The following is a 24,560-nucleotide window of genomic DNA, read 5'->3' as shown; positions in this document are numbered from 1 at the left end:
GAGAATAGCGTGACTGATTTCGACAGCTTGTTAGCCGCAAATGACCCTGAACGCCGTGCTGCGGCGCTATTTGCGCCCGCTGCGCTGCGCGCGCGCTTGTATGCGCTCTACGCATTTTATCATGAGATCGCACAGATTCCCGACAAGGTGTCTGAGCCGGTTATTGGCGAGATGCGTCTCGCCTGGGCGCGTGAGGCGGTCAGCGACCTGTTCTCTGATCCGCCGAAAGTGCGTCGCCACGATATCTATGAAGCGCTGTCTGAGCTGCGTGAGGCGCCGGGCGCCCCGGATCAGGCGGGCCTGGCCGGATTGGTGGAGGCGCGCGCCGCGGATCTGGGCGAGGGTCCTTTCCCCACGCGCGAAGATCGCCGTGATTATGTGGACCGCACCTCGGGCGCGTTGATGCAGATCGCAGCCCGCATGCTCAAACCCGATCTTGATCTGGGCGGAGAGCCGGGCGTCGCGATCACCGCAGCAGGACGGCTGTGGGGCTTTGTCGGTCTGTTGCGCGCCTTTGCGCCGCTGGTGCAGGCGGGGCGTCCCCCGTTCAGCGCCGACGAGCTGGCCGGCGCCGATCTGAGCGAAGCGGATCTGGCGGCCGGGCGCAAGCCGGATGCGGCGAAGGCCGCCTTGTCAGGCCTGCTGACAGAGGCGCGGGACGCCGCCGGCATGTTGACCCGCACCCGCAGCGCCTTGCCCGCTGACGTGTTCCCGGCGCTGGGCTATGTCAGCCTGGCGCGCGGCTATCTGAAAAGCGCTCAGGGGCTTGAAGACCCGTATCGAGAGCAAATCGAGCGCGCGCCCTTCGGGCAGAACGCGCGCCTGACCTGGGCGTCGCTTACGGGGCGGGTCTAGTCGCCAACCTGTTCATCCAGAAACGCTCCTATCGCAGAATAGGCTTCCAGCCGCGTTTCATATTCGAGCAGCCAATGGTCACCGCTCTCCAGAGGAATGAAGGTAACCGGAACGCCTGCGCGTTGCAGGGCGCGATGCATGGCGCGGCTCTGGCGAAAGGGGACGACACTGTCATCTTCGCCATGCAGCAGCAGGACCGGAATGCGGGCCTGGGCCGCGTAATTGACCGGTGAAATCGAACGCAAGAGATCGCCCGAGATGCGGTCCTGGACCTCGCCGCTGAAAGACCGGTTCCAATACCTCACGGTTTCTGAGTCGCGGCCATAGCGCTCTCCCGCATAGCGCAGGAAGTCTTCAGCGTCGGTGACAGGATTGAAGGCTATGGCGCAGTCAAAAACATCCGGCGTGAAGACGGTTGCGGCCAGAGCCGCGTACCCGCCATAGCTGCCGCCCGCGATGCAGATCTGCTCGGTCAGGCCAGCTTGCTGCAGATAGGCGGCGGCGTCTGTCACGTCCTGTTGCATGACGCCCGTTCCCCACTGCCCCCAGCCTTGCGCCTCCCATTGGGCGCCGTAACCGCCCGAGCCGCGAAATTGCGGCTGCAGGACGCCATAGCCTTGACTGGCCAACAGGTGAGCCAGGGTGTCAAAACCGCCATAATCACGGGAGGCCGGACCACCGTGCACCAGGACCACGAAGGGGTGCGGCCCGTCCGTGTTCGGCACGGTGAGGTAGGCCGGTATCGAAGCGCCGTCTCGCGCCGGATAGCGAATCGATTGCCGCCGCGGCAGTTCCGCTCGGAAAAGCTCAGGGTAGGTCAGACGCACCGGATCAGCCGACCGGGCCGCCAGGTCCACCAGAACATAGACCGGCGCCTGATCCTCGCTGCCGACCCAGACGATGAAACGGGTGCGATCGGGCGTCCAGTCGATAAGGGAGATGCTCTTTCCGGCGAATGAGGCTTCGAGGCTGGCCTGAATCTGAGCCAGTTCGGCGTCAAACCAGATGCGTTCGCGTTGCTCACGCTCGATGACGACTCCAGCGACATAGCCGCGATAGAGGTCTATTCGAACACTGTCAAAATCGTAGCGGGGATCAGAAAAGATGATCTCGCCCAAGGCGCCGTCGGATAACTCAACACGCTGAAGAATGTTGGCGTAGGGAGGTTCGTCTGCGGTGCGCGAAATGATGACCGCCTCGCCATCCTGAGAGAAACCGACAACACCGAGATCGATGATGTCCTGCCGCTCCTCGATCAGGGTGCGCCATTGATCGTTTTCTTCGATGGCGACACGCAAACGCTCCGTGTCTTCAGAATAGCTGACGCGGACATGGCGCTCTCCCCGGGCGTCAGAGACCCAATAGCGCGTATTCACAGCGCCACGGGCGACCACGCTGCGTCGATTGCCGTCTTCAGGGTCTACCGCATAGAGGTTTTTATGCTGGTTCCCGTCACGCAAGGGCAACAAGATGCGCGCTCGATCAGTTTGCCAGCCCGCGACTTGCGCCGTGTTCTGGTTGAAGCCGGTGTCGCGTCCCTCACGGATCAGCTGCTCGGCGTCCATGGTGTCGGTGTTGATGGTCAACAGCGCCTGAAAGTCGAGATCGCCGCTGATGTAGAACAGTTCGGCGGCGCGCCCGACCCGGGCCATCAGCGTGTCCTCGTCGGCCCAGAAGGTTTCAAAGGCGCGCATATTGCTGATGTTGATGGCGTTTTGTTCGCCCGTCTCCAGCGATTGAACGACCAGATAGCGGTCGCTGCCCGAGTGCGCGATATACGCAATCCTGTCTCCGTTCGGAGACAGGGACAGGCCCTGTCCGGCCGGCAGCCGGGCAAAGTGTTCAACCGGTATGACGTCAGACGTCTGAGCCAGCGATGACGCTGAAACACACGCCCAGGCGATGGCGGCGCCGAGCAAAGTTTTGAGCATAAAATCCCCCTGTGAGAGGGGAGTTTAGTTCGCAAAAAACGCCTTAAACAAGAGAAACTTCCGTAACGGCTTATTATTCAGCCGCTTGAGAAACCCCATTTAGCCAGGCGTCGCAGTCAGACAGGGCGCGCGCGCTCATGGCGCGTTTCTTGGCGACGGACTTGTCCTTGCCTTTCAGGCGCTTGCCTTCAGCATCCTTGGTGGGCGCCTCGATATCGGGGAAGAGGCCGAAATTGACGTTCATCGGCTGGAACGCGCCTTTCTTGCCCGGCACATGACCCGTGGTGATATGGGTCAGCAGCGCGCCCAGCGCCGTGGTGGGCGGCGGCGGGGTGACGGCCCGTCCAAGTTTCTCAGCCGCCGCGAAGCGGCCTGCCAGAAGTCCCATGGACGCGCTTTCCACATAGCCTTCAACGCCGGTGATCTGGCCGGCGAAGCGCAGGGCGGGACGCGCCTTCAGGCGCATCAGGCTATCGAGCAGCTTGGGCGAATGCAGGAAGGTGTTGCGGTGAATGCCGCCCAAGCGTGCGAAACTGGCGTTCTCCAGACCCGGGATCATCTTGAACACATCCGCCTGCGCGCCGTATTTCATCTTGGTCTGGAAGCCGACCATGTTGAACAGCGTGCCCAGCGTGTTGTCCTGACGCAGCTGCACGACCGCATAGGGCTTGGTCTCGGGATCATGAGCATTGGTCAGGCCGCGCGGCTTCATCGGGCCGTGGCGCAGGGTTTCACGCCCGCGTTCAGCCATCACTTCGATGGGCAGGCACGCGTCAAAATAGGGCGTGTCCTTCTCCCACTCCTTGAACTCGGTCTTTTCCGCCGCCAGCAGGGCGTCCACGAACGCTTCGTACTGGTCCTTGTCCATGGGACAGTTGATGTAAGCGGCCTTGTCTTCCTCGGTCTCGCCCTTGTCATAGCGCGACTGCTTCCACGCCACGTCCATATTGATGGAGTCCGCATAGAGGATTGGCGCGATGGCGTCGAAAAAGGCCAGCTCGCCCTCTTCGGTTGCGGCGTGAACAGCTTCCGCCAAAGCCTGGGAGGTGAGGGGGCCGGTGGCGACGATCACGCTGTCCCAGTCCTCGGGCGGCAGGCCGGTGATCTCTTCGCGCACGATCTCGATATTGGGATGGTTTTCCAGCGCCGCCGTAACCGCTTGGGAGAACGCTTCGCGGTCCACAGCCAGCGCGCCGCCGGCGGGCACCTGATGCGTGTCCCCCATCGCCATGATCAGCGATCCGGCGCGGCGCATCTCTTCATGCAGCAGGCCCACAGCGTTCGTTTCCGCATCGTCGGAGCGGAACGAGTTCGAGCACACGAGCTCGGCCAGGCCTTCAGTCTGGTGGGCGAAGGTGCCGCGCACCGGGCGCATTTCATGGAGCACGACGCGCACGCCGGCGTTCGCGGCCTGCCAGGCGGCTTCAGAACCGGCCATGCCGCCGCCAATGATGTGGATCGGGGTCATATCTGTCATGGCGCGTCATATAGTCGGGAAGGCGGCGCGGCTCAATTGCCTGCGCACAGGGTTTCGGCGCCCTGATCCTTGGCCTGACCGTCGTTTCGGGCTAACTGCACCCTCATGAGACTGATTGATCTTCGCGCCGTGGGCGCCGCTTACCGCTTCGTTCTGGAAAACCCTGCTCCCGTACTGGCGGCAGGCGCGCTTTATGGCGTCGTCTTCGCCGTGCAATCTCTGATGACGGCCTATGCCGGCGCTTATGCGCCGGGCGCGGCGCCAGCGGCGATCGCCTTCATGGCGGTCGCGTTTGGCGCCTTCGTCATTGGCTGGGCGAGCCTGGGGCGCTTGGCGCTTGGCATTCCGAAAAAGGGCTTTTACGGCCTGACGCTCGGTGGGGATGAAGGGCGGTTGATCTGGGCGCTGGCGCTGGTCGTGCTGTTGCTGGTGATCATCCTGATGACGGCGGGCGTCGCCATGGCCTTCATGATCGCCGGTCTCGCCTTCACCGAAATGGATCCCGGCGCGCCGCAACCTGACGGCTATGTCAATCTGTTTGAGATGATGGGACCGGTCGCGCTGGCGGTGTCTTTCGCCTTGATCGCCGTGTTCGTGGTGTTCAGCCTGTGGCTGGTCACACGGCTCGCGCTGACGGCGCCGGCGACTTTGGAAGCGGGCGCCATCCGGGTGCTGTCCATCTGGCCGGCGTCACGCGGGCGCAGTGTCGAGATCGCGCTGACAGGGATCGCGAGCCTTGCGCCCGGTCTTGTCGTTCTGGCGGTGCTGAATGCGATCTGTGTTGCAATTTTGGGCGCAGGCCCGGCGATTGCGCAATCGGCGTCTGGCGAGTCGGGGGCGTTGATCGTGAACCCTGTGCTGTTCCTGCTGGCGAGCGCGATTTATGGCGTCGCCAAGATTGCATTTCTGGCTGCGCCCTTGATCGCGGCCCTCTGCGCGCTTTATGGCGTTTACAAGGCTGAAGGCGACCTTTCCCCCGATTAAGGCGAGACCTTCCCGCGGGTCTGGGTTATCCTGCCACGCGATCTTGCTATGTTCGGACACGCGGGGGGGAACCATGTCCAAGCCCAGCTATAACTTTGTCGACGGCACCTTCTATTTCCTGAAGGTGTTTGGCCAACGTCCATTGAGCGTGGCGTGGATCGGCCTGTGGCAGGTCCTTCTTTATGCGGGCTTTGGCGCGCTGATGCTCTACGGTTTCTGGCCCTTGATCCAACTAGTGATCGAGTATGGCGGCAAAGGGGAGCCGACCGACGCGGAGATGGCGCAGGCCGCCTTGCAAGGCATGGGCTTTTACATGCTGGGCATTCTCGGCATCCTGATTTCCGCTCTCATGATCCAGGGCGCCTGGCTTCGCCTTCTGGCGCGGGATCAGGTGGTGGGCGGGCTACCGATCCGTCTGGGCGCGGACGAGCTGCGTCTGCTGGTCGTCAATATCGTGCTCTGGCTGTTGATCATGGCGGCCGGCGTGCTGACCATCGTGCTCTATGCCGTCGTCAACGCAGGCTTCGCCGTGGGCGGCGAGCCGGGCGGGGTCGCCGTTCAGGCCCTGGTGAACACGCTTCTGACCGTGATCGTCATCGTCGGCTGGATCATTTTCCTTCTGGGGCTGGCGCCTGCGACCGCGCTGACCGTGCGTCAGCGCGGCATCAAGATTTTTGACGGCTTCGCCGCCGCTCAGGGCGTGATGTTCTGGATGTTTCTGTCCTATGTGGTGCTCTTCTTCGCCATCATTATTGCTTACGTGGTGCTGAGCGTCATGCAGCAGGCGTTCATGATGATCGGGTCGTCAGAATTGGTGGGCGCGCTGATCAGCTTTGAACAGACGAGTGATCCGGACCTCATGATGGAGGCTCTTCTGGACGCTCTGGACTCGCCGCTGTTCTGGGCGATGGCCGCGATCGTCCTCATCTTGCAGCTGATCTTCGACATGTTCGTGCAGGGCAGCTGGCAAGGCGTCGGCGCCTATGTGGCGGTGCGCCATGATGGCGGTTTCGCACCCGATACCCCGCTCGAAGCGCCTGCGGCATCCGTGGGGCAGGCGCCCAGCGAGGGCTGATCCATGACGGACATGATGACGCCGCCCGCCCACCGTTTCACGGTGGGCGGGGCGCTGGGCTTCGGCTTGGAAGTTTTTCGCGCCCGGCCCGGAGCCGTGCTGACCTTGCTGATCGGGTACACCCTTATCTATGTCGTTATGGCGGTGGGGCAGTTCGTTCTGTTCGGAGAGCTGGCGCGTACGGGCGTGCAGGCCGCTGACATGGGCGATGCCGCCGAAGCCTATGCTCTGAGCCTTCAGTTTTCATCGGCCAGTTCGCTCATCTCTCTTCTCGGGCTTCCGCTCTGGATCTGGATGGAGGCGGTCTGGCTCACGCTGTTCATGAGGGGCCGGTTCACCCTCTGGCCCGGCTGGGCGGGTATCGGTCGCCTGACCCTGAGTGGTTTGATCCTCTTTGGCGTTTATCTGGCGGCCTTTCTGGTCCTGTTCTTCGTGATCATGATCGGTATCGTGTTTGCGATGCTGGCCGCAGAGAGCGGGACCGGCGACAGCGCAGTCGCCGCCGTCCTGGTTGTGATCGCGCTGTGCCTCATCGGCGGTCTGGGCCTGGTCGCGATCTTGTCAGTCTTCTCCGGTCTTCCGGCGCATGCCCTGTCCGGGCGGTTTGATATCGGGGGCGCGATCCGCGCCGGTCGGCGGCATGTGGTCGGCCTGACCGTCTCATGGGTCCTGTTCCTGATCCTCTACATGCTGGTGATGGTCGTCAGTTACGGCGCCATAGCCTTCAGCGTCGGGGACCAGGTTGCGAATACGTTTGAAATGGTGCTTCAGAACCCGGAAGACCCGATGAACACCATGCGCTTGTATGCGCTGTTGATGCCTGGCGTGGACCAGGCATGGATTACTGCGCTCGTACTGACGCCCGTAATGTTCAGCACGGGCCTCGTGATGATGATCGGACGCGGCATCAGCGCCAAACTGGCGCTCTCCATGCCCAATCCTTCTGAAAAAGCTCCGTAAGATGACCCAAGCGCTGTATGCACCCTGGCCGGATACCGCGCGTCGCACCTGGGGCTGGGGCGCGGTCGGTTTGATGGTGGCGGGCTATCTTGTCTCATCCATTCCCGTACTGGTCGGGACGATCATCTACACCATCGTCCTGACGGTCTCGTCGGGCGAGACCGACCCGCTGGCCGCTCAACGGGCGCTGAACGAGAACACGTTGACGGTGCTGCTGCCGCTGATGCTGTTGCAGTTCATCGCCTGGGCGATCATGACGCTGATGTGGGTGAAGCTGTTTGAACGTCGCCCGCTCTCGACGATCGGCCTTGAGGGACGGGGCTTTTTCGGGCGCTACATTCTGGGCTTGCCGCTGGGCGTGTTTCTTGTGGTCTTGGTCAGCGTTGTCGCGGCCCTGTTGGGCATGGGCGCCAGCACTGGCGCCGCCGATAATCTGGGGGCGATGGAGATCAGCCGCGCCGTCACCCAGACCGCCCTGATCGGCTATGCGGCGCTGTTCGTGGGCTTTCTCATCCAGGGCGGGGTGGAAGAGCTGGTCTTTCGCGGCTGGCTGATGAGCGCGCTGACCGCGCGCTGGGGCAAGCCTGTCGGCGTCTTTGTCGCCAGCTTCGCCTTCGCGCTGTTACACGCCCATGTCTTCATCTCGGGGCTGATGTTCGGCGTGCTGGCGCTGTCGGGAATCGGACTGACCGGCCTCGTCTTCTCGCTGACCGCACTGTGGCGGCGCTCCATCGTCGAGGCCGCCGCCGCCCATGGCGCGTTCAACGCCGTCGCCGTCATCGCGCCCACCTTCGCGCTTCTGGCGTCCGATCCCGATCAGACGATCAAGACCGCCGTCGCCCAGGTGTTCAGCTCCGCCACCGGCCTGGCGGGCGCGGACTCCGTCAGCCTCGGCCCGGAAACCTACGCCCAGCTCCTCGCCATGGGCGGGTTGAGCGCTCTGATGCTGGCGGGTTTGGTGCTGCGCGGGCGGAAGGGATAGGCGCTCAGAGAAAGCGCCCAGCTTTACCCCGCCAGCTTCTTCTGACGCGCCACATCCCGCTCCAGAAGCGGTTTGAGATAGCGGCCGGTCCAGCTGGCATCCACCTCGGCGACCTGTTCGGGTGTGCCGCACGCGACGATCTGGCCGCCGCCAGAGCCGCCTTCCGGGCCCAGATCCAAGAGCCAGTCGGCGGTCTTGATGACATCGAGATTGTGCTCGATGACGATCACCGTATTGCCCTGATCGACCAGCTCGTGAAGCACTTCGAGGAGCTTGCGCACGTCCTCGAAATGCAGGCCCGTGGTGGGCTCGTCGAGGATGTAGAGCGTCTTGCCGGTGGAACGCTTGGCGAGTTCCTTGGAGAGCTTCACCCGTTGGGCCTCACCGCCCGAGAGCTGGGTGGCGGGCTGGCCGACCTTGAGATAGCTCAGCCCCACCTGTTTGAGCGTCTCCATCTTGTCGCGCACGGACGGGACGGCCTTGAAGAAGTCGGCGGCCTCCTCGACGGTCATGTCGAGCACGTCGGCGATGGATTTGCCCTTGAAGGTCACTTCCAGCGTCTCGCGGTTGAACCGCGCGCCATGACACACATCGCACTCCACATAGACGTCGGGCAGGAAGTGCATCTCGATCTTCACCACGCCATCGCCCTGGCAGGCCTCGCAGCGCCCGCCTTTGACGTTGAAGGAGAAGCGGCCCGGCTTGTAGCCGCGCGTCTGGGATTCAGGCAGGGAGGCGAACCAGTCGCGGATCGGGGTGAAGGCGCCGGTATAGGTGGCGGGGTTGGACCGCGGAGTACGCCCGATCGGGCTCTGGTCGATGTCGATGATCTTGTCGACCTGGTCGAGCCCTTCCACCGTGTCATGGGGCAGGGGCACGGCGGAGGCCTTGTTCAGGCGCCGCGCCGCCGCCTTGTACAGCGTCTCGATGGTCAGGGTGGATTTGCCGCCGCCCGACACGCCGGTCACACACGTCATCACGCCCAGCGGATAGGCGGCGTCGATGTTCTGAAGATTGTTGCCGGTGGCGCCCTTCACGGTGACGGCGCGGTTCAGGTCCACCGGGCGGCGCTGTTCCGGCACCGGCACCATGCGCTGGCCGGACATGTACTGACCGGTCAGCGATTTGGGGTTCGCGGCGATCTCCGCCGGGGTGCCGGCCGCGATCACTTCGCCGCCATGAACGCCCGCGGCGGGGCCGAGGTCGACCACATAATCGGCCGTCTCGATGGCTTCCTCGTCATGCTCGACCACCAGCACGGTATTGCCCAGATCACGAAGGCCGCGCAGGGAATCCAGAAGCCGCGTATTGTCGCGCTGGTGCAGGCCGATGGACGGCTCATCCAGCACATAGAGCACACCCGTCAGACCAGAGCCGATCTGGCTGGCCAGACGAATACGCTGGCTCTCCCCGCCCGACAGCGTGCCAGAGGCGCGGCTGAGCGTGAGATAATCCAGGCCCACATCGACCAGGAATCTCAGGCGGTCCCGGATTTCCTTCAGGATGCGCCGGGCGATCTCCTGATCCTTGGCCGACAGCGTGTCTTCCACCGCTTCAAACCAGCGCAGCGCCGCCTTGATGGATTTCTCCCCGGCGATGGAGATGTCTGCGCCGTCGATCTTCACCGCCAGCGCTTCGGGCTTCAGACGTTTGCCGTCGCACACATCACAGGGCTGGGCGGACTGAAAGCGCGCCAGATCCTCGCGCACCCAGCTGGAGTCCGTTTCCCGCCAGCGCCGCTGCAGGTTCGGCATCACCCCTTCAAACGCCTTGGAGGTGGTGAACTGGCGCAGCCCGTCTTCGTAGGTGAACTTGATCTTGTCCTTGGTGCCGTGCAGCACGATCTTGCGAAAGCTCGCGTCCAGATCGCGCCAGGGCGTGTACATGCTGGCGCCGTAATGATCGGCGATGGCCTGCAGGGTCTGCTGGTAGAGCTTGGAGGTCGCCCGGCTCCAGGGCGCAATGGCGCCGTCATAAAGCGACTTGTCGCGGTCGGGGACCACCATGTCCTCGTCAAACTCCAGGCTCTGACCCAGCCCGTCACAGGCCGGGCAGGCGCCGAACGGATTGTTGAACGAGAACAGGCGCGGCTCGATCTCTTCAATCGTGAAGCCGCTGACCGGGCAGGCGAATTTTTGCGAGAAGATGATCCGCTCGCCGGTTTTATGCTCGCCATGATCTGACGCGAACTCGGCCATGGCGATGCCGTCGGCAAGACGCAGTGCGGTCTCCAGGCTGTCGGCGAGGCGTTGTTCGAGCCCCTCCTTGGTGACCACCCGGTCCACCACCACGTCGATATCGTGCTTGAATTTCTTGTCGAGCTCGGGCGCGTCTTCCAACGCATAGAACTCGCCATCCACCTTCACGCGCTGGAAGCCCTGTTTCAGAAGCTCGGCGAACTCCTTGCGGTATTCGCCTTTCCGGCCGCGCACGATGGGCGCCAGCAGATAAAGCCGCGCGCCGTCGTCGAGCGCGGTGATCTTGTCCACCATCTGAGAGACGGTCTGCGCCGAGATCGGCTCGCCGGTGGCGGGCGAATAGGGCACGCCCACCCGCGCCCAGAGAAGGCGCATATAGTCGTAAATCTCGGTCACCGTGCCCACGGTGGAGCGCGGGTTTTTCGAAGTGGTCTTCTGCTCAATCGAGATGGCGGGCGACAGGCCTTCGATGGAGTCCACATCCGGCTTGCTCATCAGCTCCAGGAACTGGCGCGCATAGGCGGACAGGCTCTCTACATAACGGCGTTGGCCCTCGGCGTAGATGGTGTCGAAGGCGAGCGAGGACTTGCCCGATCCCGACAGCCCCGTGAACACGATCAGCTCGTCACGCGGCAGGTCCACCGACACGCCCTTGAGATTGTGTTCGCGCGCGCCGCGCACGGAAATGGTTTTGAGCTTGTCAGTCATGAATGACGCAAAGTCCTTAGCTGGCGGCCGGGCCGGGCGGGCGTATCGGGCGTTACTTAGGGCTCCACAGCGCTCCTATCCACCGTGTAGGCGCCGACAGCGGCGCCCGGCGATGGACTCGGGCAGCGGGATAGGCTTCGTTAACACCCGACTCGCGCCTCAATTGACGCGCGGAACGGAATGTGAACAAATAAGACGCGAAAGACAAGCGGGAGACGCGGTATGGCTGGTTCTGTAAACAAGGTGATCCTGGTGGGCAATCTGGGCGCCGACCCTGAAGTGCGGCGCCTGAATTCCGGCGATCCGGTCGTGAACCTGCGCATCGCCACGTCCGAGAACTGGCGCGACAAGTCCACCGGCGAACGCCGCGAGAAGACCGAATGGCACAACGTCGTGATCTTCAACGACAACCTCGCCAAGGTCGCGGAAAATTACCTCAAGAAGGGCTCGAAGGTTTACATCGAGGGCCAGCTTCAGACCCGCAAATGGCAGGACCGCGACGGCAATGACAAATACACCACCGAAGTGGTGCTGCAGCGCTATCGCGGCGAGCTGACCATGCTGGACGGTCGCGGCGAAGGCGGCGGCGACCGCATGGGCGGCGGCTATAACAACAACCAGATGGACGATCGTTCCGGCGGCGGCCAGGGTGGTTACAATCAGGGCGGTGGGCAAGGCGGTGGTCAGCGCAGCAACGCCCCGCGCGAGGATTTCACCTCCGACACCCTGGACGACGACATCCCGTTCTAGGGGCTCTCATCTGGCCCAGACGAAAAAAGCCCGGCGCAGCGCGCCGGGCTTTTTGCTGTTCATTTGCGACTTCGGCTCAGGGCGTGAACCAGTTGAGCGTCGCGGTGGTCTGGCTGCCGCTGGGCTGGGCCGCGCCGCCGATGGTGGCGATCTGTGATCCCACCGTGACCGCGCCCAGGCCGTGCCGGGGCGTGGGCATGCGGCCCATCTCGGTCCAGGCGTCGGTTTGCGGGTCATAGCGCCAGACCTGGGCGTAGACGCCGCCGCCTGAATTATCAAACCACTCGCCGCCAAACACATAGAGCGCGCCATCGACGCTGGCGGCGGCGAGGCCGCCGGCGCCGCGCGGCCCGGCTTCAGGCTCGGGCAGGGGCGCGCGGGTCTCCCAGCTGTCGCTTTGCGGGTCATAGGCTTCGTGCACGGGCGTGTTGCCGCCGGTCACCGTACGTCCGCCCACCACATGCAGGCGCCCCTCCAGCTCTGCGCCCGCTGCGGAATTGCGCGCGGTGGGGGCGGGGGCTGCGACCGACCAGGTCTGGGCGGCGGGGTCCGTGACGATATGGGCGTTGGTGTCGGCGTGGTCTGACCAGGCCTTGTTGCTGAGGCCCGCCGGGCGTCGGCCGGTGACCACATGCAGGCGTCCGTTCAGCGCGACGCAGACCGTCTCGGCATAGGGTTCAGCCATGGCCGGGCCATTGCGCCATTGATTGCGACCGGGATCAAACACCCGAACGCCATTGCTCATCGCCCACATCCCGCCGGTCTGGGCGGTGAAGCCTCCGACGGCATACACTAGGCCCTCAAGGCCCACCAGATTGGGGTGGTGCAGCGGCACGGGCAGGCGCGCCTGTTCGCGCCAGCGATCTGCGCCGGGCGCTAATGAGAAAACGCGATCCGAGATGCCGATCCGGCCGCGCCCCACATCGGGGCTCAAACCGCCCGCCACGTAAAGCACGCCCTCAAGGACAGCCGGGTAAATCTCCTGAACCCGCAGGGGCAGGTCTGGCCCTGCGCGCCAGGGCGACGCATCAGCCGTCTGGCCCAGAGCGCGGCCGGGCAGGGTCAGGGACAGGCCGGCGGCGCCGAGCCCGGCCAAAGCAGTCCGCCGTGTCAGCATCAGTGCGCCGCCTCGATCACGCCGCAGACATGGCGTGCGCCGGCGCCGCCAATGGGCTGGGTCGTGTGATCATCTTCATTGTCGTGGATGACGAGGGCGGAGCCGTTATCATCCAGCAAGGCCGGGGCGTCATATTCGCCATTGAGGCTGACGCGGTCCGTGAAGACCTGGGCACGCAGCATGCCGTCCTCATGCACATAGATGTTGGGCAGATCGGCGTTGTCCGGGCCTTCGGGGTTCAGAAGGCCGTGGCTGCGCTCTGACGGGTTGATATGCCCGCCGGAGCTGGTGAAATCCGCGTTCGAGCAATCGCCGATCTGGTGCAGGTGCACGCCATGCCAGCCGACGGCGCTGTCGGGAAGGCCGTCCAGCTCAAGCGTGATCAGAACGCCTGTCGGGCCTTGCTGGAGACGGGCGTGACCAACTTCGTTGCGCTCGCGATCGATCAGCAAAGCATGGGCTTCGGCGGCGTCGGACATGGCCTCGGCATGGTGGTCGGCTGCGAGCGCGGGGGCGCCAAGACTGCAGGCGGCGAGCGCGGTTGTCAGAGCGAGAGTGTGAAGGGCGCGGGTCATGAGGCGTCTCCTTTGAAAGCTACGCTATCAACGTAGGCGGCGTCGCGCGCGATGCGACCCCAAGAGAGGAAGTCTGCGCTGATTTTCAACAAAAAACAGGCCGGGCCGCAAATCTGTCAGGAAACCGTGGAGACAGCCGCGCACCGTGTTTGCCGCCCGTCTCTGGCCTTGCTAGACATAACATCTAACCGTGCGCAGGTGATTCACGCCCATTCAGGTGAACTGCGCCCGACCGACGCCTCTTTACGCGCGCTGTCCCGCTTGGCGAAGACAGGCGCGCGCCAGCCAGGACGAAACGACTTTGAGCGATTTGCCCCCTGAAACGCCCATGGATGAAGACCTGCCCGCCGCGCCGAGCGGCCCGATGGTGTCCATCGAAGACGAGATGAAGCGCAGCTATCTCGATTACGCGATGAGCGTGATCGTCAGCCGCGCCATCCCAGATGCGCGTGACGGGCTCAAGCCCGTGCACCGCCGCATCCTGTGGGCCATGCATGAGGGCGGCTACACCAAGGACAAGGCCTACAAGAAATCCGCCAACGTGGTCGGCGACGTGATGGGCCGCTATCACCCGCACGGCGACAGCGCGATCTATGACGCTCTGGCGCGTATGGCGCAGCCCTTCTCCATGGGGCTGCCGCTCATGGACGGTCAGGGCAATTTCGGCTCCATGGACGGCGATCCGCCCGCCGCCATGCGTTACACCGAAATCCGCATGGACCATCCGGCCGAAGCGCTGCTGGCCGATATCGACAAGGATACGGTCGAGTTTCAGGACAACTATGACGGCTCCAAGCAGGAGCCGATTGTTCTGCCCGCGCGCTATCCGAACCTGCTGGTCAACGGCGCTGGCGGCATCGCTGTGGGCATGGCGACCAATATCCCGCCCCATAACCTCAACGAGGTGGTGGACGCGACCATCGCTCTGCTCGACACGCCGGACATCACCGATGTGGAATTGCTGGAATTCGTGCCGGCGCCGGACTTCCCCACGGGCGGCGAGATCATTGGCCGCTCCGGCGCCCGCAAGGCGCTGCTGGAGGGTCGCGGCTCCGTCATCCTGCGCGGCAAGACCTCGATCGAGGATATTCGCCAGGGCCGCGAAGCCATCATCATTCACGAGATTCCCTATCAGGTGAACAAGGCGTCGATGATCGAGAAGATCGCCGAGCTGGTACGGGAAAAGCGCGTGGAGGGCATTTCCGATCTGCGCGACGAGTCCGACCGTTCGGGCGTCCGCGTCGTCATCGAGCTGAAGAAAGACGCCAACGCCGAGGTGATCCTGAACCAGCTGTATCGCTGGAGCCCGCTGCAAACCTCGTTCGGGGTGAACATGCTGGCGCTGATCGGCGGCCGCCCGCAACAGGCGGGAATGCGCACCTTCCTTGAGACCTTCATCAGTCACCGCAAGGAAGTGGTGGTCCGCCGCACCAAGTTTGACCTCAAGAAAGCGCGCGACCGGGCGCACGTCTTGATCGGTCTGGGCGTGGCTGTCGCCAATATCGACGAGATCATCGCCATGATCCGCAAAGCGCCCGACCCGCAGACCGCGCGTCAGCAATTGCGTGACAAGGCCTGGCCGGCCAAGGACATCGCGCCGCTGGTGGAGCTGGTGGCTGATCCGCGCTCCCGCATCAAGGATGGCGAGATCCGCCTGACCGAAGAGCAGGCCAAGGCGATCCTGGATCTGCGCCTGCACCGCCTGACGGCGCTGGGCCGCGACGAGATCGGCGACGAGGCCAACAAGCTGGCCGAGACCATCGCCGAGCTGCTGGAAATCCTGCGCAGCCCGACCCTGATCCGCGACATCATCCGCAACGAATTGCTGGACGCCAAAGCCAAGTTCGGCGTGGAGCGCCGCTCGATCATTATCGAGGGCGATCTCGGGATCGAGGATGAAGACCTGATCCCGCGCGAGGACATGGTCGTCACCCTGACCCATGGCGGCTACGTCAAACGCACGCCGCTCTCCACCTATCGCGCCCAGAACCGCGGCGGCAAAGGCCGCGCGGGCATGGCGATGAAGGATGAGGATTTCGTGGCGACCCTGTTTGTCGCCTCAACCCATGCGCCGCTCTTGTTCTTCAGCTCGGACGGCATGGTCTACAAGACCAAGACCTGGCGCCTGCCGCTGGGCGCGCCCAATACCAAGGGCAAGTTCCTCACAAACCTGCTGCCCAGCCTCAACGAGGGCGCGTGGATCACGTCTGTGATGGCGCTGCCTGAGGATGAGGATCAGTGGAGCGAGTATGACGTGATGTTCGCCAGCACGGCGGGCACGGTGCGCCGCAACAAGCTGTCGGACTTCGTTCAGGTCAACCGCAATGGCAAGATCGCCATGAAGTTGGACGAAGACGGCTCCAAGATCCTGGATGTGCGCCTTTGCAACAAGGATCAGGACGTGCTGCTGGTGTCTGCGGCCGGCCGGGCGATCCGTTTCTCGGTGGAAGATGTGCGCGTGTTCGCGTCACGCAACTCCACCGGCGTGCGCGGCATTCGTCTCAAAGAGGGCGACCGCCTGATCTCCATGGCGATCCTGAATCATATCGACGTCACGACCGATGAGGCGCGCGCCTATATGAAGCACGCCAACGCCATGCGACGTGCGGCGGGGCTGGACGAGGACGACGCCGTCGTCAGCGCGCCGGAAGACGGCGAAGCGGCGGCGGAGGTGGCGCTGAGCCCCGAACGCATCGCCGAGCTGGGCGCTGCGGAAGAGTTCGTGCTGACCGTGGCCCAGGACGGCCTCGGAAAACGGTCCAGCGCTTATGACTACCGCGTCATGGGACGCGGCAATCAGGGCGTGGCCGCTCATGACATGAGCAAGGTCAAGGAACTGGCGGCCTGCTTCCCGGTCATTGACGGCGACACCGTGATGGCGGTCACCGATGGCGGTCAATTGATCCGTTTCCCGGTCGACACCGTGCGCATCGCCGCCCGCGCCACCAAGGGCGTGCGGCTGATCCGACTGGCGGAAGGCGAAAAAGTCGTGTCTGTTGTGCGCATCGCGGAAAGCGATGACGACACCGGCGTTGACGAAGGCGATGAGGGCGAAGCCCCGGCGCCGGATGCGCCGCAGGACGAGCACTAGACCGAGCCAAGACCGCACCGGGCTTTGGGGAGACCGCCATGAAACGCCGCGTCGCGCTGTATCCGGGGACTTTCGACCCGGTGACCAACGGCCATCTCGATATTATCGGCCGGGCTGTGAAGCTCTATGACAAGTTGGTCATCGGGGTTGCGCGCAATGACGCCAAGAACCCGCTCTTCAGCTTTGAAGAACGGGTCGAGATGGCCCGCGAGCTGGCGGAATCCGTGGCGGGCGACACCGAGATTGAAGTCTTGCCGTTTGAAGGCCTGTTGATGCATTTCGCCGAGAAAGTCGGCGCCAGCTCGATCATTCGCGGCCTGCGCGCGGTGTCGGACTTTGAATACGAGTTTCAGATGGTGGGGATGAACCAGCGCCTGAATGCGGATATCGAAACCGTATTCTTGATGGCTGACCCGCGCCATCAGGCGATCGCCTCTCGTCTGGTCAAGGAAATCGCCAAGCTGGACGGGGATATCACGCCTTTTGTTCCAGCCTTGGTCAAAGCGCGTTTGTTGGAGAAATTCGTCTAATGGCCCAGAGCGCTCTTCTGAAAGCCCGTGTGTTAGCCACCGCTTGCCTGTCAGCCATGATGCTGACGGCGTGCGCGGAGGCGGAAACCGAAAGCCGGACTCAGGACGCGGCGCCAGCAAGCGAGGCGGCTCAGCCTGCGGCGGAAGCCGTTGCGGCGCCGGGCGCGGACATTATTGCTGATGCGCCTGACAGCGCCTGGCGCACTGTTGATGCGGAAGACCTCATTCACATGGTGACCAGCAAGGGCGACGTCTGGATCGAGCTGCAGGACGAGTTCACACCGATCCATGCCGAACGCGTACGCATGCTGGCCGAGACGGATTGGCTGGACTGGAAGGTCTTTCACCGCGTGATCGACGGCTTCATGGCGCAAGGCGGCGGGGCTGTGGACAATCCCAGTATCCAGGCGCCGTTTGATCCGATCCAGGCGGAATTCGGCATTCGCCGCGATCCCAACGCCATCATCGTCGATGAGCTTCAGGAGCGCCGCGCCACACGGGGCGGCCCCATGGCTCAGGCTGGATTCTGGAACGGCTTTCCGGTCGGCACACAGCCCGCAGCGCTTGCGGGAATCGTCGCAGATGGACGGGTGGATAGCTGGTTGATGCATTGTGACGGCGCCGTCGCCATGGCGCGCACCAGTGATCCCAATTCTGGCAATGCGCAGTTCTATATCGTGCGCGGCGAGGCTGAACATCTGAACACCCAGTATACTGTCTGGGGCAAGGTGCGTGTCGGGCAAGACGTGGTGGAAAGCCTGAATGTCGGCACTCAGGGCCAGACCCTGGGCTTCCGCCCCGACATCATTGAAGAGTTTGAGCTGGCTCGCGACATGACCGATGCGCCGACGGTGCAGGTCATGGATACGCACTCCCCCAGTTTCACAGCCTATCTTGAAGCGTTGGCGGCGAGCCGTGAGAACGGTCGCCTGCCTGATCTTTGCGCCATCGACGTGCCTGTGCGCGTCCTCGATTAAGAACCCATCCTCCAAAGGAGACCGTCGTGTCCGACGCCAAGCAAGAACTCGTGTTCACCCTGGAAGGCGGCGATGTCGTCATTCGCCTGCGCCCCGACCTGGCGCCCAAGCATGTCGCCCGTATCTCCGAGCTGGCCTCTGAAGGCTTTTATGACGGTCTGACCTTTCACCGTGTGATCGACGGCTTTGTCGCGCAGGGCGGTTGCCCGAACGGCAATGGCATGGGCGGCTCGGGCCAGAACATTGAGGCCGAGTTTACCGCCGAGCCGCATGTGCGCGGCACCATGTCCATGGCGCGCGCCATGGATCCCAATTCTGCGGACAGCCAGTTCTTCATCTGCCTGGACGCTGTGCCGTATCTCGACAACCAGTACACCGTCTGGGGTGAAGTGATTTCCGGCATGGAGCATGTGGACGCACTGCCCAAGGGCGAGCCGCCCGCCGAACCGGGCAAGATCGTCAAGGCGTCCGTGCGCTAGATCTTGTTTCTGCAATGATGTCTGAAACGGGCGGCTCATCGAGCCGCCCGATTTCGTTGTGGCGATCAGTCAGGTCTCGCACCGCTCCACCAGCGTGAAGACGGGGCGGTGATCAGAACCCGCATCCGGCGCAGCACCCGTCTGTGACGCGCACAGCCCGTTGCTGATCCAGATATGATCGATCCCCAGCGCCGGAAAGGGTAAAGCGCGTTCAGACGGCCAGGTGCGCAGGCCGTGGGTTACGCGTTTGAGCGGATAGAGAGCGTCTCTCAAAGCCCGCATTGAAAAGCCTTTTTCGGCGGTGTTGAAATCCCCGGCCAGAATCTGGGCGTGCTCGGTCTGCGCCGCGATCAACGCTGACAGACGTTCACGGTGATACTGGTACAGGTCCGGGCGTGTGGGACGTGCGAAATGGGTGCTGGTCAGCCGAAGCGGCGCGCCCTGGTACTCGATCTGCATATAGGCGGCCGGCACGGTGCGATATTCATCACAGCCCTGTTCGAGCACGGGCCTTCGCGAGATGAGCGCCGTGCCCCAGGCGCAATAGACCTGATAGGGATAGTCCTCTTGCAGACTGAGCGGCGTCTGTCGGGAGGCGCCGCCGACTTCCTGCAGGAAGACCAGGTCGAAATCGCCTTCGCGCAGGAAGGCGATCGCGGCGTCCGGGTCCCGGTTCAGGTGCCAGTGATTGAAACTGGCCAGACGCAGGGCCTCCCCGGTTTCGCTGCGGGGCGGCAGGCTATCCGGATGCGGTTGAAGCTGGGCGTAGGGCAGCGCCTGCAAGACCAGAACGGCGCTCGCAGCCAGACCGACGCGCCGGAGCGTCGTCAGCCCCTCTGGGCGCAAGACATAAAGCGCTGTCCCGGCCAGAACGCCGGCCATCACAGGGATCGGCCAGATCATGTTGAAGACATCAGCCTTGGGCCGAAACGCGCCGGACAGCAGCACGCCATAGGTAAGCCCCAGACACACGCATGCCCCGATGCAGATCAGATAGGCGGCCATGCGAAAGGCCTTCGTCAACAAGGGGCGGGGAGGAAGCATGCGAGATTTCTGTCCGGATGTCTGGCGTGCGAGCGAGGCTGTGCGTATATCACCGCCAGCTTGAAGGAATGTTATGACTCAATTGCGACTGACCGATTTTGATTTTCACCTGCCTGAAGACCGGATTGCGCTGCGCCCGGCGCGTCCACGCGACAGTGCGCGTCTGTTGCAGGTGAAGGATGGCGGTTTGTCGGATTTGGGCGTTCTTGACCTTCCAGACCTGCTCGAACCCGGTGATCTTCTGGTGTTCAATGACACCCGCGTCATTCCGGCGGCGCTGACGGGCGTGCGCCCGGCCCGCGCTCATGGCGGCGGCGGTGATGTGGAGATCGAGATCAATCTGCACAAGCGTGACGACGAAGCCGTCTGGCGCGCCTTTGTCCGCCCGGCCAAGCGTCTGAAAGAAGACGATACGCTGCAGTTCAAGGGCGGGCTGACCGCCCAGGTGACCGAAAAGCGCGAGGGCGGGGAGGTCGTGCTGACGTTTGACCGCGCAGGCGTTGAGCTCGACAAGGCGATTGTGGAAGCGGGCGCGCCGCCGCTGCCGCCTTACATCGCCTCAAAGCGGGCCGCCGACGCCGCCGATCTTGAGGACTATCAGACGGTCTACGCCGCGCCGGACAAGGCGGGGTCCGTGGCGGCGCCGACGGCGGGACTGCACTTCACAGACCGTTTGTTTGCGGCGCTCGATGCGCGCGGGATCAAGCGCACTCATGTGACGCTGCATGTGGGGGCGGGGACGTTCCTGCCGGTGAAAACTGATGATCTGTCCGAGCACCAGATGCACGCGGAATATTACGAGATCAGCGAACAGACGGCGGAGTTGATCAACCAGACCCGCCAGGCGGGCGGCCGCATCATCGCCGTGGGCACCACCTCGATCCGGACGCTGGAAAGCGCCTCGGAGGACGACGGCACGGTGCGCGCCGAAGCGCGCGACACCGCGATCTTCATCACGCCGGGCTATCGGTTCAAGGTGATCGACGCGCTGATGACCAATTTCCACCTGCCCAAATCCACGCTCTTCATGCTGGTCAGCGCGCTGGCGGGGTTTGAGGAGATGCATGCGGCCTACGATCACGCCATCCGTGAGCACTACCGCTTTTTCTCCTACGGGGATTCCAGCCTGCTCTGGCGCAAGGGCTAGTCGGTGGTCCCGCAGACTGTTCCGTCATCCACCTGGTCATAACCCTGCCGCGTCAGATACATGGCGCAGCCGCAGGCGAGATCAGGGTCGGCTTTCACGGTGTCTTCGTTATCCAGCACCATCAGGCACAGATATTCGTATTCGTCTTTCATCATGGCGGGCTCCTTTGTGTTGAGCCCATCCTGCGCCGGCCCTTCGATCACGGTCCAATCGATAGTTTGTGTACTTGCGAGTGATTGGCTCTATGGCCGGTAACGCGTCCCCGGCGTGTCGCGGGTGCGCAGCTTGGCGGTGAGGTTCGCGAACTCCGTCAGCAAGGGCCGGGTGTCCGCCGGATCGATGATCTCCTCGATCCAGAACCGCTCGGCGGTCTTGAACGGGTCGGAGAGATCGCGCATCCGGGCGCGCAGCTCTTCCTTGAGCGCTTCGGGGTCTTCAGCTTTTTCCAGCACGGATTTGAACGCGGCTTCCACCCCGCCTTCCAGCGGCAGCGAGCCCCAATCGCCCGACGGCCAGGCATAACGATAGCGAAAGCGGGTATGGTCCATCATCGCAGCCCCCGCCACGCCATAGGCCTTGCGGATCAGCATGGTGCACCAGGGCACGCTGGCTTGATAAATGGCTGACAAGGCGCGCGCGCCATGACGGATCGTGCCGGCGCGCTCGGCGCGGGTGCCGATGACAAAGCCCGGCACGTCCACGAAATGCACCACTGGCAGGCGGAAGGTTTCCGCCAGATCCACAAAGCGAATGATCTTTTGCGCCGCTTCCGCCGTCCAGCCGCCGCCATAGACATTGGGATTGCTGGCCAGCACCGCGATGGGCCAGCCGTCGAGGCGGGCGAGGGCGGTGATGACCGAGCTGCCAAAATGACGGCCCATCTCGAACACGCTGCCCTGATCGAGCGTCGTATTGAGGATGGCGCGCATGTCATAGCCGAAGCGCTTGTCGCGCGGCACGATCTCGCGAAGGCTTTCGTCAATCCGTGCGGGATCATCACTCGGCGTTATGCGGTCCGCCGCATCGCCCGCCATGTCGGGCAGATAGGAGAGAAACCAGCGCGCCGCCTCCATGGCGTCCGCTTCGCTGGCGTAGGCGTCGTCTGCGGCGCCCGCGGCGAGCTGCAGATCGGACCCGCCCAGCTCCTCCTTGGTGACATGCTCGCCCACGCCCGCCACCACGGGCGGCCCCGCGATGAACATTTGCGACTGGCCTTTGACCATCACGCAATAGTGTGACGACACGGCCCGCGCCGCGCCCAGGCCCGCTACAGGGCCCAAGGCCAGCGACACCACAGGCACCCGTTCAAGATTGGCGACCACCTGATCCCAGGCTGGATTAAACGGCACATAGCTGGCGCCCATGTCGAGAATGGATTTGACCGAGCCGCCGCCGCCCGTGCCCTCGATCAGTCTGATCAAGGGCAGGCCCAGCTCGCCCGCCATCTTTTCCGCTTCGACCTGTTTCTCGACGATGGCGGCGTCCGCCGCGCCGCCGCGCACGGTGAAATCATCCGCCACGACGGCCACCGGGCGCCCGCGAACCGTGCCGCGCCCGAAGATGCAATTGGCCGGAGAGAAGCCCTCAAAGCCGCCCTCTGCATTTGTACGCGCTTTGCCGGTGAGCGAGCCGATTTCCCGGAAGCTGCCCGGATCAAGCAAAAGGTCCAGTCTTTCCCGAACGTTGAGCCGCCCTGCAGCCTTTTGACGGGCGAGCTTTTCAGCTCCGCCCATGTTATGAGCCAGCGCCTGACGCTTGCGCAAATGGGCGATTTCGTCTTTCCAACTCACTCAACTCTCTCCCGCAGTATCGCCAGGTTCTGATGCCCAGCTTTGATTTTGATCTTCACGCCACCGACGGCGCCGCCCGAACCGGCGTGCTCAAGACCCCGCGCGGGGATATTCGCACGCCCGCCTTCATGCCGGTCGGCACGGCGGCGACGGTGAAGGCGCTGTATCCTGAACAGGTCAAAGCCGCCGGCGCTGACATCATTCTGGGCAACACGTACCACCTTATGCTGCGGCCTGGGGCGGAGCGGGTCAAACGTTTGGGCGGCCTGCATCATTTTATGCGCTGGGATGGGCCGATCCTGACCGATTCCGGCGGCTTTCAGGTCTGGTCGCTGTCTGATCTGCGCGACATGACCGAAGAGGGCGTGGCGTTCAAAAGCCATCTCGACGGCTCAAAGCATATGCTGACGCCCGAGCGCTCCATCGAGATCCAGGCGGACCTTCTGGGCGCGGACATCTCCATGCAGCTTGATGAGTGCACGCCCTATCCGTGCGAGCGCGACGCCGCCGCCAGCTCCATGCAGCTGTCCCGCCGCTGGGGGAAGCGCTCCAAAGAGGCGTTCGGTGAGCGCTCAGGCCAGGCGCTGTTTGGCATCGTCCAGGGCAGCACCTATGAGGATTTGCGCCGCGAAAGCGCTGAAGGACTGATCGAGATCGGCTTTGACGGATACGCCATTGGCGGCCTCGCGGTGGGCGAGGGGTTCGAGATGATGTGTCAGGTGCTCGATGTCACCACGCCGCATCTGCCCCATGAACGCCCGCGTTATCTGATGGGCGTGGGCAAGCCGATTGATCTGGTGGAAGCGGTCGCGCGCGGCGTGGACATGTTTGACTGCGTGCTGCCCACCCGTTCTGGCCGCCACGGTCAGGCGTGGACGGATTGGGGGCCGGTGAACGTGAAGAACGCCCGCTTCGCCGAAGACACGCGGCCGATGGACGAGACGCTCGATTGCCCGGCCAGCCGGGATTATTCACGCGCCTATCTGCACCATCTGATCCGGGCGGGCGAGTATCTGGGCTCGATGCTCTTGTCTTGGCACAATATCGCCTATTTCGAGACCCTGACTGCGCGCATGCGCGCCGCCATCGCCGCGGGGGAGTTCGAGGCGTTTCGCGCCCAGTTCCATGCCCGCATGGATGAAGGCCCGGACGCGATCTAGTCCTCGGATTCCGCCTCTGCATCATTGAGCAGACCATAGGCGTCCATGGCTTCGATCAGGGTCGCCCGCTCACAGTTCAGCGCATCAAAACCGCCGCGCAGCCAGGCGCGGCGTTTGAGCGCCAGCTCGCGCTCTTGCGCGGCGGCGGCTTCAATCTCGCTCGCCCGGCCCAGGAAGCGCACCACGGGACGTGTCGGATTCAGCCCCACAATCGTGTCTCGCGCCGTATCGGCGGCGAGATCCGGCGCATCTTCAGCGATGGAGGAGGCGAAATCGCGCGAGCGGTCCAGCATGCCCTCTGAGTCTTCGTCCGTTGCGGTCTGCACCTCAGGCCGGGGCGCCTCGATATCAGGCCCCAGCAAGGTCGTGAGGCGGGCGATATCGCGGGCAATCGCCGGGCAGCTGATCGCTGCGCCAGAACCGCCATAAGGTGTGGGCACGGTTTCATCGCCATTATCGATCACGATCTGGCCGGGCCGCGCCCGCGGCAGGCCCACCGTGTCAGACGCGACTGATTCGGTGCGCCCCAAGGGCGTCTCCGGCAGGTCGGGCAGGCTGGAGCACGCGGTCAGGATGAGCGCGAACGCGCCGGAGATCAGCAAATTGGACAGGGTGTTCTTCATGCTTATGTCCTATCATGATCGTGCAACTGTAAAAGAGGGGGTTTCCCGCATATAGCCGGGTTGACCGTATGGGGCGCCGGTTATAGGTTCCGCGCCTCTCGAGACGG

General features: G+C 63.6%; 21 protein-coding genes. 12 read left to right on the top strand and 9 right to left on the bottom strand.

Going from position 1 to position 24,560, the window contains the following annotated elements:
- Positions 1-9 precede the first annotated feature (9 nt).
- Positions 10-855 (top strand): squalene/phytoene synthase family protein, encoded by an 846-nt coding sequence (locus B3M53_RS11640; protein ID WP_273020711.1) that lies wholly within the window; start codon positions 10-12, stop codon positions 853-855.
- On the opposite strand, the gene B3M53_RS11635 is transcribed toward B3M53_RS11640, so the two are convergent.
- Entirely contained in the window at positions 852-2,786 is a 1,935-nt protein-coding gene (locus B3M53_RS11635; protein WP_273020710.1) for an alpha/beta hydrolase family protein, read from the bottom strand. The two genes, B3M53_RS11640 and B3M53_RS11635, sit on opposite strands and share 4 nt — an antisense overlap.
- Positions 2,787-2,859: 73 nt before the next feature.
- Positions 2,860-4,263: a methylenetetrahydrofolate--tRNA-(uracil(54)-C(5))-methyltransferase (FADH(2)-oxidizing) TrmFO gene (gene trmFO, locus B3M53_RS11630; RefSeq protein ID WP_022699811.1), complete on the bottom strand. Its 1,404-nt coding sequence runs from the start codon at positions 4,261-4,263 to the stop codon at positions 2,860-2,862.
- A 105-nt stretch (positions 4,264-4,368) separates the two neighbouring features.
- Here trmFO and B3M53_RS11625 point away from each other — a divergent pair, with 105 nt between their 5' ends.
- The 4 genes from B3M53_RS11625 (at position 4,369) to B3M53_RS11610 (ending at position 8,264) form a co-directional block, all read left to right on the top strand.
- Positions 4,369-5,247 carry a hypothetical protein gene (locus B3M53_RS11625; RefSeq protein WP_286800450.1) on the top strand — a complete coding sequence of 293 codons (879 nt, stop codon included), beginning with the start codon at positions 4,369-4,371 and terminating at the stop codon, positions 5,245-5,247.
- A 73-nt stretch (positions 5,248-5,320) separates the two neighbouring features.
- Positions 5,321-6,322 (top strand): hypothetical protein, encoded by a 1,002-nt coding sequence (locus B3M53_RS11620; protein ID WP_273019979.1) that lies wholly within the window; start codon positions 5,321-5,323, stop codon positions 6,320-6,322.
- A 3-nt stretch (positions 6,323-6,325) separates the two neighbouring features.
- Entirely contained in the window at positions 6,326-7,282 is a 957-nt protein-coding gene (locus B3M53_RS11615) for a hypothetical protein (protein WP_273019977.1), read from the top strand.
- 1 nt (position 7,283) lies between these two features.
- The gene (locus B3M53_RS11610) at positions 7,284-8,264 is read left to right on the top strand and encodes a CPBP family intramembrane glutamic endopeptidase (RefSeq protein ID WP_273019975.1); all 981 of its coding nucleotides are present in this window, start codon (positions 7,284-7,286) and stop codon (positions 8,262-8,264) included.
- A 23-nt stretch (positions 8,265-8,287) separates the two neighbouring features.
- Here the strand turns inward: B3M53_RS11610 and uvrA are convergent, their stop codons facing one another.
- Positions 8,288-11,170, bottom strand: coding sequence for an excinuclease ABC subunit UvrA (gene uvrA, locus B3M53_RS11605; protein ID WP_160091498.1), 2,883 nt, complete (start codon positions 11,168-11,170; stop codon positions 8,288-8,290).
- Positions 11,171-11,392: 222 nt separating this feature from the next.
- On the opposite strand from uvrA, the gene ssb reads away from it, so the two are divergent.
- Positions 11,393-11,920, top strand: coding sequence for a single-stranded DNA-binding protein (gene ssb / locus B3M53_RS11600; protein ID WP_022699805.1), 528 nt, complete (start codon positions 11,393-11,395; stop codon positions 11,918-11,920).
- Positions 11,921-11,996: 76 nt separating this feature from the next.
- Here the strand turns inward: ssb and B3M53_RS11595 are convergent, their stop codons facing one another.
- Entirely contained in the window at positions 11,997-13,037 is a 1,041-nt protein-coding gene (locus B3M53_RS11595) for a Kelch repeat-containing protein (RefSeq protein WP_273019973.1), read from the bottom strand.
- On the bottom strand, positions 13,037-13,612 hold the full coding sequence (locus tag B3M53_RS11590; RefSeq protein ID WP_273019971.1) for a superoxide dismutase family protein: 576 nt from the start codon (positions 13,610-13,612) through the stop codon (positions 13,037-13,039). Before B3M53_RS11590 ends, B3M53_RS11595 begins: the two co-directional genes overlap by 1 nt.
- Positions 13,613-13,913: 301 nt before the next feature.
- Between B3M53_RS11590 and gyrA the strand changes: the two genes are divergently transcribed.
- From gyrA to B3M53_RS11570, 4 genes are read left to right on the top strand one after another with little or no spacing between them, the layout of a single operon-like run.
- Positions 13,914-16,703 carry a DNA gyrase subunit A gene (gene gyrA / locus B3M53_RS11585; protein WP_273019969.1) on the top strand — a complete coding sequence of 930 codons (2,790 nt, stop codon included), beginning with the start codon at positions 13,914-13,916 and terminating at the stop codon, positions 16,701-16,703.
- Between the two features lie 38 nt (positions 16,704-16,741).
- The gene (gene coaD / locus B3M53_RS11580) at positions 16,742-17,233 is read left to right on the top strand and encodes a pantetheine-phosphate adenylyltransferase (protein ID WP_022699801.1); all 492 of its coding nucleotides are present in this window, start codon (positions 16,742-16,744) and stop codon (positions 17,231-17,233) included.
- Complete coding sequence (locus tag B3M53_RS11575) at positions 17,233-18,210, top strand: peptidylprolyl isomerase (protein ID WP_273019966.1); 978 nt, start codon at positions 17,233-17,235, stop codon at positions 18,208-18,210. The genes coaD and B3M53_RS11575 overlap by 1 nt, the downstream gene beginning before the upstream one ends.
- A 26-nt stretch (positions 18,211-18,236) precedes the next feature.
- Complete coding sequence (locus B3M53_RS11570; RefSeq protein WP_022699799.1) at positions 18,237-18,689, top strand: peptidylprolyl isomerase; 453 nt, start codon at positions 18,237-18,239, stop codon at positions 18,687-18,689.
- Positions 18,690-18,758: 69 nt separating this feature from the next.
- Here the strand turns inward: B3M53_RS11570 and B3M53_RS11565 are convergent, their stop codons facing one another.
- Entirely contained in the window at positions 18,759-19,733 is a 975-nt protein-coding gene (locus B3M53_RS11565) for an endonuclease/exonuclease/phosphatase family protein (RefSeq protein WP_286800448.1), read from the bottom strand.
- 82 nt (positions 19,734-19,815) lie between these two features.
- On the opposite strand from B3M53_RS11565, the gene queA reads away from it, so the two are divergent.
- Positions 19,816-20,880 (top strand): tRNA preQ1(34) S-adenosylmethionine ribosyltransferase-isomerase QueA, encoded by a 1,065-nt coding sequence (gene queA, locus B3M53_RS11560; protein ID WP_349678850.1) that lies wholly within the window; start codon positions 19,816-19,818, stop codon positions 20,878-20,880.
- Here queA and B3M53_RS11555 read toward each other — a convergent pair.
- Positions 20,877-21,035 carry a hypothetical protein gene (locus B3M53_RS11555; protein ID WP_273019960.1) on the bottom strand — a complete coding sequence of 53 codons (159 nt, stop codon included), beginning with the start codon at positions 21,033-21,035 and terminating at the stop codon, positions 20,877-20,879. The two genes, queA and B3M53_RS11555, sit on opposite strands and share 4 nt — an antisense overlap.
- An 87-nt stretch (positions 21,036-21,122) precedes the next feature.
- Complete coding sequence (locus B3M53_RS11550; RefSeq protein WP_273019958.1) at positions 21,123-22,670, bottom strand: acyl-CoA carboxylase subunit beta; 1,548 nt, start codon at positions 22,668-22,670, stop codon at positions 21,123-21,125.
- A gap of 32 nt (positions 22,671-22,702) precedes the next feature.
- On the opposite strand from B3M53_RS11550, the gene tgt reads away from it, so the two are divergent.
- Entirely contained in the window at positions 22,703-23,830 is a 1,128-nt protein-coding gene (tgt, locus tag B3M53_RS11545; RefSeq protein WP_273019957.1) for a tRNA guanosine(34) transglycosylase Tgt, read from the top strand.
- On the opposite strand, the gene B3M53_RS11540 is transcribed toward tgt, so the two are convergent.
- Entirely contained in the window at positions 23,827-24,453 is a 627-nt protein-coding gene (locus B3M53_RS11540; RefSeq protein ID WP_273019955.1) for a hypothetical protein, read from the bottom strand. The two genes, tgt and B3M53_RS11540, sit on opposite strands and share 4 nt — an antisense overlap.
- Positions 24,454-24,560: the final 107 nt, after the last annotated feature.

Source organism: Oceanicaulis sp. UBA2681, from assembly GCF_002354675.1.
In the GTDB taxonomy this organism is placed as follows: domain Bacteria; phylum Pseudomonadota; class Alphaproteobacteria; order Caulobacterales; family Maricaulaceae; genus Oceanicaulis; species Oceanicaulis alexandrii.
Note: the sequence above shows the minus strand (reverse complement) of the source record. Positions and strands in the feature narration are given on the sequence as shown.